At 70.3% G+C, this 14,825-nt stretch carries 12 protein-coding genes and 1 tRNA gene; 8 read left to right on the top strand and 5 right to left on the bottom strand.

The features are described from left to right. Positions 1-213: 213 nt before the first annotated feature. The 5 genes from EV284_RS16110 to EV284_RS16090 all read left to right on the top strand — a co-directional run bounded on the left by EV284_RS16110 (position 214) and on the right by EV284_RS16090 (position 5,967). The gene (locus EV284_RS16110) at positions 214-1,446 is read left to right on the top strand and encodes a branched-chain amino acid ABC transporter substrate-binding protein (RefSeq protein WP_130334524.1); all 1,233 of its coding nucleotides are present in this window, start codon (positions 214-216) and stop codon (positions 1,444-1,446) included. A 114-nt stretch (positions 1,447-1,560) separates the two neighbouring features. Then, the gene (locus EV284_RS16105) at positions 1,561-2,493 is read left to right on the top strand and encodes a branched-chain amino acid ABC transporter permease (RefSeq protein ID WP_031182872.1); all 933 of its coding nucleotides are present in this window, start codon (positions 1,561-1,563) and stop codon (positions 2,491-2,493) included. A gap of 5 nt (positions 2,494-2,498) precedes the next feature. Further along, complete coding sequence (locus EV284_RS16100) at positions 2,499-4,340, top strand: branched-chain amino acid ABC transporter permease (RefSeq protein ID WP_130334522.1); 1,842 nt, start codon at positions 2,499-2,501, stop codon at positions 4,338-4,340. A gap of 5 nt (positions 4,341-4,345) precedes the next feature. After that, positions 4,346-5,254, top strand: a complete 909-nt coding sequence (locus tag EV284_RS16095; RefSeq protein ID WP_130334520.1) for an ABC transporter ATP-binding protein — start codon at positions 4,346-4,348, stop codon at positions 5,252-5,254. Continuing rightward, positions 5,251-5,967, top strand: coding sequence for an ABC transporter ATP-binding protein (locus EV284_RS16090; RefSeq protein ID WP_130334518.1), 717 nt, complete (start codon positions 5,251-5,253; stop codon positions 5,965-5,967). The genes EV284_RS16095 and EV284_RS16090 overlap by 4 nt, the downstream gene beginning before the upstream one ends. A 59-nt stretch (positions 5,968-6,026) precedes the next feature. Here the strand turns inward: EV284_RS16090 and EV284_RS16085 are convergent, their stop codons facing one another. Next, entirely contained in the window at positions 6,027-6,686 is a 660-nt protein-coding gene (locus tag EV284_RS16085) for a response regulator (RefSeq protein ID WP_130334516.1), read from the bottom strand. Between the two features lie 100 nt (positions 6,687-6,786). On the opposite strand from EV284_RS16085, the gene EV284_RS16080 reads away from it, so the two are divergent. Continuing rightward, a tRNA-Leu gene (locus tag EV284_RS16080) sits at positions 6,787-6,861 on the top strand. A gap of 106 nt (positions 6,862-6,967) precedes the next feature. Continuing rightward, entirely contained in the window at positions 6,968-7,744 is a 777-nt protein-coding gene (locus EV284_RS16075) for a helix-turn-helix domain-containing protein (protein WP_130334514.1), read from the top strand. A 5-nt stretch (positions 7,745-7,749) separates the two neighbouring features. Here EV284_RS16075 and pyk read toward each other — a convergent pair whose 3' ends face one another. Next, entirely contained in the window at positions 7,750-9,186 is a 1,437-nt protein-coding gene (gene pyk / locus EV284_RS16070) for a pyruvate kinase (protein ID WP_130334512.1), read from the bottom strand. A 158-nt stretch (positions 9,187-9,344) separates the two neighbouring features. Continuing rightward, positions 9,345-10,028: an SIMPL domain-containing protein gene (locus EV284_RS16065; protein WP_130334510.1), complete on the bottom strand. Its 684-nt coding sequence runs from the start codon at positions 10,026-10,028 to the stop codon at positions 9,345-9,347. Between the two features lie 150 nt (positions 10,029-10,178). On the opposite strand from EV284_RS16065, the gene EV284_RS16060 reads away from it, so the two are divergent. Next, complete coding sequence (locus EV284_RS16060; RefSeq protein ID WP_130334508.1) at positions 10,179-11,990, top strand: 5'-nucleotidase C-terminal domain-containing protein; 1,812 nt, start codon at positions 10,179-10,181, stop codon at positions 11,988-11,990. Here the strand turns inward: EV284_RS16060 and EV284_RS16055 are convergent. Together EV284_RS16055 and EV284_RS16050 are read right to left on the bottom strand one after the other, a co-directional pair. Next, positions 11,987-13,420 carry a SidA/IucD/PvdA family monooxygenase gene (locus EV284_RS16055; RefSeq protein ID WP_130334506.1) on the bottom strand — a complete coding sequence of 478 codons (1,434 nt, stop codon included), beginning with the start codon at positions 13,418-13,420 and terminating at the stop codon, positions 11,987-11,989. The genes EV284_RS16060 and EV284_RS16055 overlap by 4 nt on opposite strands. Beyond that, complete coding sequence (locus EV284_RS16050) at positions 13,417-14,775, bottom strand: aminotransferase class V-fold PLP-dependent enzyme (protein WP_130334504.1); 1,359 nt, start codon at positions 14,773-14,775, stop codon at positions 13,417-13,419. The genes EV284_RS16055 and EV284_RS16050 overlap by 4 nt, the downstream gene beginning before the upstream one ends. Between the last annotated feature and the right edge of the window lie 50 nt (positions 14,776-14,825).

Genomic DNA, 14,825 nt, shown 5'->3' with positions numbered 1-14,825 from the left:
TCGGCCGGAATTCCGGCGTTCCCCCCACGGCGTACCGCTCTGCATTACCTCGTGTCATAACAAGAGCGTCACAGCCTTGGTCAAGCCCTCCTCCACGTTCCCATCACACGCTTAGAGTCACGGCCAGTCACCGCGCCCCGGATTCGCTTTTCGGCCAGGCGCGCGGCTCGACCGTTTCCATGGGGATGCGGTCGTCCAGGGAAAGGACTGATCGTGCGTCAACGTTCGCTCATCGCCATCACCGCCGCGCTGTCCGCGGGAGCGCTCACCCTCACCGCCTGCGGCTCGCGCGACAGCGGCGACAACGGCTCCGACGCCAAGGGCGGCACCACCGTCACCATCGGCGTCGACGCCCCGCTGACCGGCGACCTGTCCGCGCTGGGCCTCGGCATCAAGAACTCGGTGGACCTCGCGGTCAAGACCGCGAACAAGAAGGAGTACGTCAAGGGCGTCACCTTCAAGATCGAGGCCAAGGACGACCAGGGCCAGCCCTCCTCCGGCCAGCAGAACTCCACCGCCTTCGTCACCGACAAGAGCGTCCTCGGTGTCGTCGGCCCGCTGAACTCCTCCGTCGCCGAGTCGATGCAGAAGGTCCTCGACGACGCCAAGCTGGCCCAGGTCTCCCCCGCCAACACCAACCCGGCGCTGACCCAGGGCGTCAACTGGCAGAAGTCCAAGGCCCGCCCGTACAAGGCCTACTTCCGCACCGCGACCACGGACGCCATCCAGGGCCCGTTCGCCGCCCAGTACGTCTTCAACAAGGCCAAGAAGACCAAGGTCTTCGTCATCGACGACAAGAAGACCTACGGCGCCGGCCTCGCCGCCACCTTCTCCGCCGAGTTCAAGAAGCTGGGCGGCAAGGTCGTCGGCACCGAGCACATCAACCCCGACACCAAGGACTTCTCCGCGGTCGCCACCAAGGTGAAGAACTCCGGTGCCCAGGTGGTCTACTACGGCGGCGAGTACCCGCAGGCCGGCCCGCTGAGCAAGCAGATCAAGGCCGCCGGCGCCAAGGTCCCGCTGGTCGGCGGCGACGGCATCTACGCGGACGACTTCATCAAGCTCGGCGGCGCCTCCGCCACCGGCGACCTCGCCACCTCCGTCGGCGCCCCCGTGGAGACCCTCCCCTCCGCCAAGCAGTTCGTCGCGGACTACAAGGCCGGAGGCTACAAGGAGGCGTACGCGGCCTACGGCGGCTACTCCTACGACTCCGCCTGGTCGATCATCGAGGCCGTCAAGAAGGTCGTCGACGACAACGACGGCAAGGTGCCCTCCGACGCCCGCGCGAAGGTCACCGCCGCCCTCCAGAACGTCTCCTTCGACGGCGTGACCGGCAAGGTCTCCTTCGACGAGTACGGCGACGCCACCAACAAGCAGCTCACGGTGTACTCCGTCAAGGACGGTGCCTGGAAGGCCGTGGAGTCCGGCACCTACAACGGCTCCTGACCCACGCCCGCACCAGCCGAGCCGCGCGGGGCGCTCAAGAGGCGCCCCGCGCGGACTCGCATCCGGCCACTTCCGGCCACATCCGTCGCTTATCCCACGCTCGGAGGACATGCGGTGAACGAACTGCCGCAGCAGCTCGTCAACGGCCTGCTACTTGGTTCCATGTACGGGCTGGTCGCCATCGGCTACACCATGGTCTATGGCATCGTCCAGCTCATCAACTTCGCCCACGGCGAGATATTCATGACCGGCGCCTTCGGCGCCCTCACGGTCTACGTGTACATCCTTCCCGACGGCACCTCCATGTGGATCGCCCTGCCGCTGATGCTGGTGGGCGCCATCGTGGTCGCCGTGACCGTCGCCGTCGGAGCGGAACGATTCGCCTACCGGCCGCTGCGCAGCGCGCCCCGGCTCGCCCCGCTGATCACCGCCATCGGCCTCTCCCTCGCCCTCCAGCAGGCCGTGTGGGCCTGGTACCCCGAGGCCAAGTCCGCACGCACCTTCCCGAGCATCCCCGGCGGACCCTTCGAGATCGGCAACGTCACCATCCAGACCGGAGACGTCTTCCTCGTCGCCGCCGCCCCGCTCAGCATGGCCGTCCTCGCCTACTTCGTGATGCGCACCCGCACCGGACGCGGCATGCAGGCCACCGCCCAGGACCCGGACACCGCCAAGCTGATGGGCGTCAACACCGACCGCATCATCGTGATCGCGTTCGCCCTCGGCGCCGCCTTCGCCGCGGTCGGCTCCGTCGCCTACGGCTTCAAGTACGGCCAGATCGACTTCCGCATGGGCTTCATCCTCGGCCTCAAGGCGTTCACCGCGGCCGTCCTCGGCGGCATCGGCAACATCTACGGCGCCATGCTCGGCGGCCTCGTCCTCGGCGTCGCCGAAGCCCTGTCCACCGCCTACATCGCGGACATCCCCGGCATGGACAAGTTCGGCAGCCAGTCCTGGGCAGACGTCTGGGCGTTCGTACTCCTCATCCTCGTGCTCCTGCTGAGGCCACAGGGCCTGCTCGGCGAGCGCGTCGCGGACAGGGCGTGACACCGATGACCACACAGACCACCGCACCCGGCACCCCCGAGACCCCGGACACCCCGGACTCCCACGCCCCCGCCGCCACCGGCCTCATCGGCCTGCCGGCCACCCTCGGCCGGGCCCTGGCCACCGGCGGCGGCGCCCTCGCCGTCGTCTCCGCCTTCCTCGCCTGGACCTGGACCGCCGACTTCCCCGGCGACCTCACCGTCTACGGCTACCCCGGCGGCCTCCAGGTCCTCGTCCTCATCGGCGGCCTGTTCACCACTCTGTTCGGCCTCGCCTCCTACGGCGTCAAGGGCCTGAAGGTCCTCACCCCCGGCAACGCCGACAGCGCCCTCAAGCTCGCCGCGCTCGGCACCTTCGCCACCGCCTGGTACACCGTCATCGCCATCAGCGCCAAGCTCGGCGGCGTCGTCAACCTCGAACCCGGCGGCTACCTCGTCGCGCTGGCCACCCTGGCCGCCCTGCTCGGCGCTCTCGCGCTGCCCTTCCAGCGGCCCGAACCCGACCCGGCCGACCCCGACGACACCGGCTGGGAAGCCTTCCGGCACCGCGCCCGGCAGAACTGGAACACCTTCAAGGCAGCCTTCGCCGCCGAACCCCCCGCCCCCGGCCGCACCCTGCCCGCCTGGGCGGAGATCCTCGTCATCACCGGCGTCATGGCCTTCGGCCTGCTCGTCTTCACCTACGGCATCGGCACCGAGTACGACGAACTCTTCATCGGCTTCCTCATCACCGCCGGCTTCGGCTTCGCCGCACTCGCCAAGGCCGGACTCGTGGCCCGGATCTCGGCGATCACCACGCGGCACCGCACCGTCACCATGACCGGCGCCTTCGTCGCCGCGGCCGCCTTCCCCTTCACCCAGTCCGACGACCAGTACGCCACCATCGGCGTCTACATCCTCATCTTCGCCACCGTCGCCCTCGGCCTGAACATCGTCGTCGGCCTCGCCGGCCTGCTCGACCTCGGCTACGTCGCGTTCCTCGGCGTCGGCGCCTACACCGCCGCCCTCGTCTCCGGCTCGCCCTCCTCGCCGCTGCACGTGCACTGGCCCTTCTGGGCCTCCGCCCTGCTCGGCGCCGTCGTCGCCATGATCTTCGGCGTCATCATCGGCGCCCCCACCCTCCGCCTGCGCGGCGACTACCTCGCCATCGTCACCCTCGGCTTCGGCGAGATCTTCCGCATCACCGTCCTCAACATGGACGGCACCTCCGGACCCGACGTCACCAACGGTTCCAACGGCATCTCCTCCGTCCCGAACCTCGACATCCTCGGCTTCGACTTCGGCCAGGAACACCAGCTCTTCGGCGCCACCATCGGGCGGTTCGCCAACTACTTCCTGCTGATGCTCCTCATCACCCTCGTCGTGGTCGTCGTCTTCCGGCGCAGCAGCGACTCCCGCATCGGCCGCGCCTGGATCGCCATCCGCGAGGACGAGACCGCCGCGCTCGCCATGGGCATCAACGGCTTCCGGGTCAAGCTCATCGCCTTCGCGCTCGGCGCCGGCCTCGCCGGACTCGCCGGCTCCGTCCAGGCCCACGTCACCTACACCGTGACGCCGGAGCAGTACCAGTTCGCCCACGTCGTCCCGCCCAACTCGGCCTTCCTGCTGGCCGCCGTCGTCCTCGGCGGCATGGGCACCATCTCCGGACCCCTCGTCGGCGCCTCACTGCTGTACCTGATCCCGGCCAAGCTCCAGTTCCTGGGCGAATACCAGCTCTTCGCCTTCGGCGTCGCGCTCGTCCTGCTGATGCGCTTCCGCCCCGAGGGCCTCATCCCCAACCGGCGCCGCCAACTCGAGTTCCACGAGGACACCCCGGCGCCCGCCGTCCTCAGCAAGGCAGGGGCCTGACCACCATGACCACCGACACCACCACCAAGGACACCGCACCCGGCACCACCCCCGGCGAGACGGTCCTCGACGCCCGCGGCGTCACCATGCGCTTCGGCGGCCTCACCGCCGTCCGCGACGTCGACCTCACCGTCAACAGCGGCGAGATCGTCGGCCTCATCGGCCCCAACGGCGCCGGCAAGACCACCTTCTTCAACTGCCTCACCGGCCTCTACGTCCCCACCGAGGGCGAGGTCCGCTACAAGGGCACCGTCCTGCCGCCCAAGTCCTTCAAGGTCACCGCCGCCGGCATCGCCCGCACCTTCCAGAACATCCGGCTCTTCGCCAACATGACCGTCCTGGAGAACGTGCTCGTCGGCCGGCACACCCGCACCAAGGAAGGACTCTGGTCCGCCCTGCTGCGCGGCCCCGGCTTCCACAAGGCCGAAGCCGCCTCCCGCGCCCGCGCCATGGAACTCCTCGCCTTCGTCGGCCTGGACGCCAAGGCCGAGCACCTCGCCCGCAACCTCCCCTACGGCGAGCAGCGCAAGCTGGAGATCGCCCGCGCGCTCGCCAGCGAGCCCGGCCTGCTCCTGCTCGACGAGCCCACCGCGGGCATGAACCCGCAGGAGACCCGCGCCACCGAGGAACTGGTCTTCGCCATCCGCGACCAGGGCATCGCCGTCCTCGTCATCGAGCACGACATGCGCTTCATCTTCAACCTCTGCGACCGCGTCGCCGTCCTCGTCCAGGGCCAGAAGCTGATCGAGGGCGACAGCGCCACCGTCCAGGGCGACGAACGCGTCGTCGCCGCCTACCTCGGTGAGCCCTTCGAGGACGCCCCCGGCGACGAGGAGGCCGCCGAGGTCGAGGCGGCCGAGGCCCAGGCCGGGACCACGAAGGACACCGCGCCCGGCAAGGAGAACGAGCGATGACCGCACTGCTCGAAGTCGAGGACCTGCGGGTCGCCTACGGCAAGATCGAGGCCGTCAAGGGCATCTCGTTCAAGGTCGAGGCCGGCCAGGTCGTCACCCTCATCGGCACCAACGGCGCGGGCAAGACCACCACGCTGCGCACCCTGTCCGGGCTGCTCAAGCCGGTCGGCGGACAGATCCGCTTCAACGGCAAATCGCTGAAGAAGGTCCCGGCCCACCAGATCGTCTCCCTCGGGCTCGCCCACTCCCCCGAGGGGCGGCACATCTTCCCGCGCATGACCATCGAGGACAACCTGCGCCTCGGGGCCTTCCTGCGCAACGACAAGCCGGGCATCGAGAAGGACATCCAGCGCGCCTACGACCTCTTCCCCATCCTCGGGGAGCGGCGCAAGCAGGCCGCGGGCACCCTCTCCGGCGGTGAGCAGCAGATGCTCGCCATGGGGCGGGCGCTGATGTCCCAGCCGCAGCTGCTCATGCTGGACGAGCCGTCCATGGGGCTCTCGCCGATCATGATGCAGAAGATCATGGCGACGATCGCCGAGCTCAAGGCGAGCGGCACCACGATCCTGCTGGTCGAGCAGAACGCCCAGGCCGCGCTCTCACTCGCTGACCAGGGGCACGTCATGGAGGTCGGCAGCATCGTGCTCTCCGGCACCGGGCGGGACCTGCTCACCGACGAGTCGGTGCGCAAGGCGTACCTCGGCGAGGACTGAGCACGGTACGAGAAGGCCCGCGTCCCTTCGGGGGACGCGGGCCTTCTTCCTGCCGTCGGTCAGCCCTTCTTGGCCGACTTCTTCTCCTGGTCGTCGGAGATGACCGCCTCCGCGACCTGCTGCATCGACAGACGGCGGTCCATCGAGGTCTTCTGGATCCAGCGGAACGCGGCGGGCTCGCTCAGGCCGTACTCGGTCTGGAGGATCGACTTCGCGCGGTCCACCAGCTTGCGGGTCTCCAGGCGCTGGCTGAGGTCGGCGACCTCCTGCTCCAGCTGCTTCAGCTCGGTGAAGCGGGAGACGGCCATCTCGATCGCCGGGACCACGTCGGTCTTGCTGAACGGCTTCACCAGGTACGCCATCGCGCCGGCGTCGCGGGCCCGCTCCACGAGGTCGCGCTGCGAGAAGGCGGTGAGCATCAGGACCGGGGCGATGGACTCCTCGGCGATCTTCTCGGCCGCGGAGATGCCGTCCATCTTCGGCATCTTCACGTCCAGGATGACCAGGTCCGGCTTGTGCTCGCGGGCCAGTTCCACGGCCTGCTCGCCGTCCCCGGCCTCACCGACCACCGTGTACCCCTCCTCCTCCAGCATCTCCTTGAGGTCGAGCCGGATCAGCGCCTCGTCCTCGGCGATGACGACCCGGGTCGTCAGCGGGGGCACATGCGACTTGTCGTCATCGGACACGTCTGCGGGCTGGGGCGACTCGGGGGTCGTCACTGGGGCTCTCCGTTCAGGGCAGGGGTGCTGCTGACAAGAGCCTACCTAGCTACGGTATGGTGGACGCGCGGAGGGTCAAGGGACGCCTTGGATTCTGCGAGCCCCGGTAGCCCAACTGGCAGCAGGCAATGGATTCAAAACCCATACAGTGTCGGTTCGAATCCGACTCGGGGCACTTTTCTTTCGAATCGAAGGATTGACTTAGTAGGCGGATGTCCACGTTCTCGTGAACATCCGCTTTTTGCTGCGTGTCGTCGCGACGGCCCACACAAGGTGGCCGTATGTACGACATCGGCACACGCGAGCGGGCGCTCGCACTTGTGGCCCAAGGCCGCAGCCTCAACTCCGTCAGCAGAGAAACCGGGATCTCCCGCAGTGCGATTCGATCCTGGCAAACCCGCATCACACCGCTTCCGCGCATACAGAGCACTCCGTGTTCGCTGTGCGGCCCGACGGGCGAGCCGCCCGCGGACAAGGCGTCGTACAGCTACCTTCTGGGCCTCTACCTCGGTGACGGCTGCATCAGTCCGGGGATGAAGGCGGGCTACTACCTCCGCATCGCATGCTGCGATGCGTGGCCGGGACTCATTGAAGCCTGTGTCACCGCGGTCGAAGCCATCAATCCCAGCAAGAAGGCATACCGGGTCAAAGCTGTCGGGTACACCTCTGTGGTCGGCTACAGCCGCCATTGGCGTTGCCTCTTCCCTCAGCACGGTCCGGGCAAGAAGCACGAGCGGGCGATCACTCTCGCACCCTGGCAGCAAGCGCTCGTCGACGCCCACCCCTGGGAGTTCGTGCGCGGCCTCATCCACTCCGACGGCTGCCGCATCACCAACTGGACGACGCGCCTGGTCGGCGGGGAACGGAGGCGCTACGAGTACCCGAGGTACTTCTTCACCAACGTCTCCGCCGACATCCGGCGCCTCTTCACCGACACCCTGGACAAACTCGGTGTCGAGTGGACCCAGTGCACGCGCAACGGAAGACCATTCAACATCTCCGTCGCCCGCAAAGCCTCCGTAGCCCTGATGGACACCCACGTGGGCCCCAAGCACTGACCCCCCTACTTCGGGCTGTCGTCCTCCGCGATGTGGTGGACGCGGACCAGGTTGGTGGTGCCGGACAGGCCGGGCGGGGAGCCGGCGGTGATGACGACGACGTCGCCCTTCTCGCAACGGCCGTGGCGAAGGAGCAGCTCGTCGACCTGGTCGACCATCGCGTCGGTGGAGTCGACGTGGGGGCCGAGGAAGGTCTCCACGCCCCAGGTGAGGCTGAGCTGGGAGCGGGTGGGGGGTTCGGGGGTGAAGGCGAGGACGGGGATGGGTGAGCGGTAGCGGGAGAGGCGCCGGGCGGTGTCGCCGGACTGGGTGAAGGCGACGAGGAAGCGGGCCCCGAGGAAGTCCCCCATCTCGGCGGCGGCCCGCGCGACGGCGCCGCCCTGGGTGCGCGGCTTGTTCCGCTCGGTCAGCGGCGGCAGCCCCTTCGCCAGCATCTCCTCCTCCGCGGCGGCGACGATCTTCGCCATGGTGCACACGGTCTCGACGGGGTAGCGCCCCACGCTGGTCTCGGCGGACAGCATCACCGCGTCCGCGCCGTCGAGGACCGCGTTGGCCACGTCGGAGGCTTCCGCGCGGGTCGGCCGGGCGCTGTCGATCATCGAGTCGAGCATCTGGGTGGCGACGATGACCGGCTTGGCGTTGCGCTTGGCGAGCTTGACGGCGCGTTTCTGCACGATCGGCACCTGTTCCAGCGGCAGCTCCACCCCGAGGTCGCCCCGGGCGACCATGAGTCCGTCGAAGGCGGCGACGACGTCCTCGATGTTCTCCACGGCCTGCGGCTTCTCCACCTTGGCGATGACGGGCAGCCGGCGCCCCTCCTCCGCCATGATCCGGTGCACCTCGGCGGCGTCGCGTCCGCTGCGGACGAAGGAGAGGGCGACGACGTCGAAGCCGGTGCGCAGCGCCCAGCGCAGGTCGTCCTGGTCCTTCTTGGAGAGGGCGGGGACGGAGACGGCGACACCGGGAAGGTTGATCCCCTTGTGGTCGGAGATCACGCCGCCCTCCAGCACACGGGTGCGCACGCGGGGGCCGTCGACGCCGGTGACCTCCAGGCAGACCCGGCCGTCGTCGACGAGCACGCGCTCACCGGGCCGGACGTCCTCCGCGAGACCGGCGTAGGTGGTACCGCAGCGGTGGCGGTCGCCCTGGACGCCCTCTTCGACGGTGATGGTGAAGGTGTCGTCGCGTTCGAGGAGTACGGGTCCTTCGGCGAAGGTGCCGAGCCGGATCTTCGGGCCTTGAAGATCGGCGAGGGTTCCGACACTGCGGCCGGTCTCGTCGGCAGCCCTGCGAACGCGCTCGTAACGCGCCTCGTGTTCGGCCTGGGTGCCGTGGCTGAGGTTGAACCGGGCGACGTCCATTCCGGCCTCGACCAGTGCCTTGATCTGGTCGTACGAGTCGGTGGCGGGCCCCAGGGTGCAGACGATCTTTGCTCGGCGCATGGGTCGAGCCTATGGCTTACCGACGGGTAGAGAATTCGGGCTCCATGACCACTCAACGACCTTTGGGAAAAGGGTTATTGACAAGTGTTGAATTGTGCGATGACCCGCTCCTATGAGCGATGTTTTTCGCGCGACAGTTCTTATTCCCGAGGTTTCCGCTAAAGCCGGGGCGGTACCAGCGTGAAGCGGGCGGTGACCTGCGCGGAGACCCACAATTGCGCGGGCTGGAGATCGAACGGCGCGGCGGATTCCGCCGGGTCGGCCCGGCGGGCGGACCGCCCGAAGGCGGAGACGTCGCGCGGCCGGTCGGCCCCGGTGTCGGCGAGTTCGGTCAGCGCGGCGAGGGAGGTGCCGAGCGCGTCGGCGTACTCGCGGGCCCGCTGGAGGGCGTCGGCGACGGCGCGGCGGCGGGCCTCGGCGTGGGCCGGGGAGTCGGGGCGCAGCGACCACGTGGGGCCGTCCAGCTCGGTCAGTTCCAACTCGGCCAGGCGGGCGGTGAGTTCGCCGAGGACGGTGAAGTCGGTGATCTCGGCGTCGATGCGGACGACCCCTTGGTGGCTGCGCACCCGCTCGCCCCGGCCGCGTTCGCTGAGTTCGGGGGTGACGCCGAGGGAGCCGGTGGTGAGCTCGGGCACCGCGTCGCCGTAGGACTTGAGGACGTCGAGGGCGGCGGTGTTGCGGCGGCCCAGGTCGTCGAGGGTGGCGTGGCGGTCGCGGCCGCGCGCGGTGACGGTGACGCCGATGCGGGCGATCTCGGCCTCGGTCCGGAACTCGGCCTCGCCCCGGACGGCGAGGAGCGGGGCGTCGGCGGTGCCGTACGCGGGGTTCGCCTCAGGGGTCATACGTCCCACTGTGTCATGTGTCCGGCGTACCGGCGGGGGGAGTTGACGGAAATCGGTCATCGGATCGCAACCTGGGGGGTCTGTTGCGACCTGTCATGGTCGGGCCACAATCTACGCGCGTTGTCGACCCCTTGCCGAGGAGACCGAGAGATGCCGTTCGACCGCCGGAAGTTCCTGAAGCAGTCCGCCGTCACCGGGGCGGGCGTGGCGATCGCGGGCGGGGCGGGAGCCCCGGCGGCCCAGGCGGCCGAAGCCGCGGCGGCGCCCCACGGGCACCACGAGAAGCGGTACGCGCTGACGGTGATGGGCACCACCGACCTGCACGGCCACGTCTTCAACTGGGACTACTTCAAGAACGCGGACTACAAGGACGCGGCGGGCAACGCCCAGGGTCTGGCCCGGATCTCGACGCTGGTGAACCAGGTCCGCGAGGAGAAGGGGCGCCGCAACACCCTGCTGCTGGACGCGGGCGACACCATCCAGGGCACCCCGCTGACGTACTACTACGCCAAGGTGGACCCGATCACCGCCGAGGGCGGCCCGGTGCACCCGATGGCGAAGGCGATGAACGCGATCGGGTACGACGCGGCGGCGCTGGGCAACCACGAGTTCAACTACGGCATCGAGACGCTGCGCCGCTTCGAGCACCAGCTCGACTTCCCGCTGCTGGGTGCCAACGCGGTGGACGCCAAAACGCTGAAGCCGGCGTTCGCGCCGTACTACATGAAGCGGTTCCACGTGCCGGGCGCGCCGCCGGTGAAGGTCGCGGTGCTGGGTCTGACCAACCCCGGCATCGCCATCTGGGACAAGGCGCTCGTGCAGGGCAAGCTGGCTTTCGAGGGTCTTGAGGAGCAGGCCGCGAAGTGGGTGCCGAGGCTGAGGTCGATGGGCGCGGACATCGTGGTGGTCTCGGCGCACTCGGGCACCTCGGGGACGTCGTCCTACGGTGACCAGGTGCCGTACGTGGAGAACGCGGCGGCGAACGTGGCGCGGCAGGTGCCGGGGATCGACGCGATCCTGGTCGGGCACGCGCACCTGGAGATCCCGGAGCTCCGGGTCGTCAACGAGAAGTCGGGGAAGACGGTCGTGCTGTCGGAGCCGCTGTGCTTCGCGGAGCGGCTGACCCTGTTCGACTTCGAGCTGGTCTTCACGCGGGGCCGCTGGCAGGTGGAGTCGGTGAAGGCGTCCCTCAGGGACTCGCGGACGGTGGCGGACGACCCGAAGATCACCAAGCTGCTCTCCGCGGAGCACGCGAAGGTGGTGACGTATGTGAACCAGGTGGTGGGCCGGGCGACGGAGACGCTCACCACGGTGGAGGCGCGGTACAAGGACGCCCCGATCATCGATCTGATCACCAAGGTGCAGGAGGACGTGGTCAGGACCGCGCTGGCGGGCACCGAGTACGCCTCGCTGCCGGTGCTGGCGCAGGCGTCGCCGTTCTCCCGGACGAGCGAGATCCCGGCGGGCGACGTCACCATCCGGGACCTGTCGGGTCTGTACGTGTACGACAACACGCTGGTGGCGAAGCTGCTGACGGGCGCGCAGGTGCGGGCGTACCTGGAGTTCTCGGCGCAGTACTACGTGCAGACCGCGCCGGGCGCGCCGGTGGACGTGGACAAGCTGACGAACGCCGCCGACCGCCCCGACTACAACTACGACTACGTGTCGGGGCTGTCGTACGACATCGACATCGCGCAGCCCGCCGGGTCGCGGATCAGGAACCTCACCTTCGGCGGGGCTCCGCTGGACGACGCGGCCCGGTTCGTGTTGGCGGTGAACAACTACCGGGCCAACGGCGGTGGCGCGTTCCCGCACGTGGCGTCGGCGAAGGAGCTGTGGTCGGAGTCGACGGAGATCCGGACCCGGATCGCGGAGTGGGTGACCGCGAAGGGTGTGCTGGACCCGAAGGACTTCGCTTCCGTGGACTGGAGGCTGACGCGGAACGGGACGCCGGTCTTCTAGCGGGCCGGGCCGGGTGAAGCCCCGGTGACGGTGCGGGCCGGTCCGGTCGCACCGTCGCCGGGGCTTCGGCGTTGCGGGTGGAGCCCGAAGGTCGTGAAGGCGGTCCGGGCGGGGAGCGGGTACTGCTCCTTGCCGGTCAGGGAGTTGAGGATGGTGGCGCTGCGCCAGGCGGCGAGTCCGAGGTCGGGGGCGCCGACGCCGTGGGTGTGGAGTTCGGCGTTCTGGACGTGGACGCGGCCGCTGACGGCGGGGTCGAGGACGAGCCGGAACTCGTCGTCGATCAGGGGGCGTCCGGCGCTGTCGCGGCGCAGGTGAGGGTCGAGGCCGGCGAGGAGGCTGTCGAGCGGGCGCATCCGGTAGCCGGTGGCGAGGACGACGGCGTCGGTGGCGAGGCGGGTGCGGCTGCCCTGGTCGAGGTGTTCCAGGTGGAGTTCGACCTGTCCGGTGCCGAGGCGTCCGGCGGTGCGGACCTGGACGCCGGGGGTGAGGACGGCGTCGGGCCAGCCGCCGTCGAGGGTGCGCCGGTACAGCTCGTCGTGGATGGCGGCGAGGGTGCCGGCGTCGACGGCCTTGTGGAGCTGCCACTGGGCCGCGACGAGCCGGTCGCGGACGGGCTCGGCGAGGGCGTGGAAGTAGCGGGTGTGGTCGGGGGTGAAGTGCTCCAGGCCGAGCTTGGAGTACTCCATGGGCGCGAAGGCGGCGGTGCGGCCGATCCAGTGCAGGTGTTCGCGTCCGGCCGGGCGGTGGCGGAGCAGGTCGAGGAAGACCTCGGCGCCGGACTGCCCGGAGCCGACGACGGTGACGTGTCCGGCGGCGAGCAGTGTCTCGCGGTGGGCGAGGTAGTCGGCGGCGTGCAGGACGGGGACGCCGGGGGCGGCGGCGAGGGGGCGCAGCGGTTCGGGGACGTGGGGCGCGCTGCCGATGCCGACGACGATGTTGCGGGTGCGGGTGCGGCCGAGGGCCTCGGCGTGTCCGTCGGCGTCGAGCCGGGTGAAGTCGACCTCGAAGACGTCGCGTTCGGGGTTCCAGCGGACGGCGTCGGCCTGGTGGCGGAAGCGGAGTCCGGGAAGCTGTCCGGCGACCCAGCGGCAGTAGGCGTCGTACTCGGCGCGCTGGATGTGGAAGTGCTCGGCGAAGTAGAAGGGGAAGAGGCGGTCGCGGGTGCGGAGCCAGTTGAGGAAGCTCCACGGGCTGGTGGGGTCGGCGAGGGTCACCAGGTCGGCGAGGAAGGGGACTTGGAGGGTGGCGCCGTCGATGAGGAGGCCGGGGTGCCAGTCGAAGCCGGGGCGTTGTTCGTAGAAGACGGCGTCGAGTTCGGCGAGGGGTGCCGCGAGGGCGGCCAGGGAGAGGTTGCAGGGGCCGATGCCGATGCCGACGAGGTCGCGGGGGGACTCGGGCTCCTGGCCTTCGGGGTGGGGCGGGTGGCTCATGCGGGGGTGTGTCCTTCGGCGAGTTTCAGCAGGTGGGCCAGGTCGTCGGGCCCGGTGTGGGGGTTGAGGAGGGTGGCCTTGAGCCAGAGGCGGCCGTCGGCGTGGGCGCGGCCGAGGACGGCGCGGCCCTCGTGCAGCAGGGTGCGGCGGACGGCGGCGACGGCGTCGTCGCCGGCGTGGGCGGGCCGGAACAGCACGGTGGCGAGGGTGGGCCGGTCGTACAGTTCGAGGCGGGGGTGTGCCTCGACGCGGTCGGCGAGGTCCCGGGCGAGGGTGAGGACCCGGTCGATGAGGTCGGCGAGGCCGGTGCGGCCGAGGGTGCGCAGGGTGACCGCGGCCTTGAGCACGTCGGGGCGGCGGGTGGTGCGGGTGGAGCGGCCGAGGAGGTCGGGGAGGCCGGCCTCGGTGTCGTCGCCCGCGTTGAGGTAGTCGGCGCGCTGGTGGAGGGCGTCGAGTTCGTCTGCGTCGGCGACGGCGAGGAAGCCGGTGGCGACGGGCTGCCAGCCGAGTTTGTGCAGGTCGAGGGCGACGGTCTGGGCGGCGTCGAGTCCGGTGAGCAGGTCCCGGTGGCGGTCGCTGAGGGCGAGGCAGCCGCCGTAGGCCGCGTCGATGTGCAGCCGGACGTGGTGGGCGGCGCAGCGGGCGGCGATCTCGGGGAGCGGGTCGATGAGCCCGGCGTCGGTGGTGCCGGCGGTGGCGGCGACGAGGAGGGGGCCGGTCAGCTCGGTGAGGGCGGCGTCCAGCGCGGCGGGGTCCAGGGTGCCGGCCGGGGCGGGGAGGACGACCGGGTCGGGCAGGCCGAGCAGCCAGGCGGCGCGGGGCAGGGAGTGGTGGGCGGCGGCTGAGCAGACCAGCCGGACGTGGGCGCCGTGGGCTTCGCGGGCGAGCAGCAGGGCGAGCTGGTTGGCCTCGGTGCCGCCGGTGGTGACCACGGCGTCGGCGAGGCCGAGCCGGGCGGCGAGGGCGCCGGTGACGCGGGCTTCGAGGGCGGAGGCGGCGGGCGCCTGGTCCCAGGAGTCCAGTGAGGGGTTGAGCGCGCTGACGGCCAGGTCGGCCGCGGTGGCGACGGCGAGTGGCGGGCAGTGCAGGTGGGCGGCGCAGAGCGGGTCGGCGGGGTCGGCGGCGCCCGCGGCGAGGGCGTGCGTGAGGGCGCGCAGGGCGTCGGGGTCGCCGTGTTCGGGGAGTACGTCACCGAGGGCGTCGGTGACGTGGGCGGCGACGGCGTCGGGGCCGCCCGCGGGCAGGGGGCCGCCGCGGGCTGCCGCGCCGGTGGTGAGGGCGCCGAGGACGGTGTCCAGGAGCGGGCGCAGGGCGTCCGGGCCGTGGGGTCCTGAGGCGAGGGGCGGGGTGCTCATGGGCTCTCCTGCGGGGCGGGGACACGCACCGGCCCTCAGGCTCGGGAGCC

It is taken from the genome of Streptomyces sp. BK022 (assembly GCF_004217355.1).
Classification (GTDB): domain Bacteria; phylum Actinomycetota; class Actinomycetes; order Streptomycetales; family Streptomycetaceae; genus Streptomyces; species Streptomyces griseoluteus.
Note: the sequence above shows the minus strand (reverse complement) of the source record. Positions and strands in the feature narration are given on the sequence as shown.

Bases quoted from the DNA above. Each gene is read 5' to 3' on its own strand.
- EV284_RS16100 (WP_130334522.1), top strand. From the start codon at position 2,499: ATGACCACACAGACCACCGCACCCGGCACCCCCGAGACCCCGGACACC.
- EV284_RS16095 (WP_130334520.1), top strand. From the start codon at position 4,346: ATGACCACCGACACCACCACCAAGGACACCGCACCCGGCACCACCCCC.
- EV284_RS16090 (WP_130334518.1), top strand. From the start codon at position 5,251: ATGACCGCACTGCTCGAAGTCGAGGACCTGCGGGTCGCCTACGGCAAG.
- EV284_RS16075 (WP_130334514.1), top strand. From the start codon at position 6,968: ATGTACGACATCGGCACACGCGAGCGGGCGCTCGCACTTGTGGCCCAA.
- pyk (WP_130334512.1), bottom strand. From the start codon at position 9,186: ATGCGCCGAGCAAAGATCGTCTGCACCCTGGGGCCCGCCACCGACTCG.
- EV284_RS16065 (WP_130334510.1), bottom strand. From the start codon at position 10,028: ATGACCCCTGAGGCGAACCCCGCGTACGGCACCGCCGACGCCCCGCTC.
- EV284_RS16060 (WP_130334508.1), top strand. From the start codon at position 10,179: ATGCCGTTCGACCGCCGGAAGTTCCTGAAGCAGTCCGCCGTCACCGGG.
- EV284_RS16055 (WP_130334506.1), bottom strand. From the start codon at position 13,420: ATGAGCCACCCGCCCCACCCCGAAGGCCAGGAGCCCGAGTCCCCCCGC.
- EV284_RS16050 (WP_130334504.1), bottom strand. From the start codon at position 14,775: ATGAGCACCCCGCCCCTCGCCTCAGGACCCCACGGCCCGGACGCCCTG.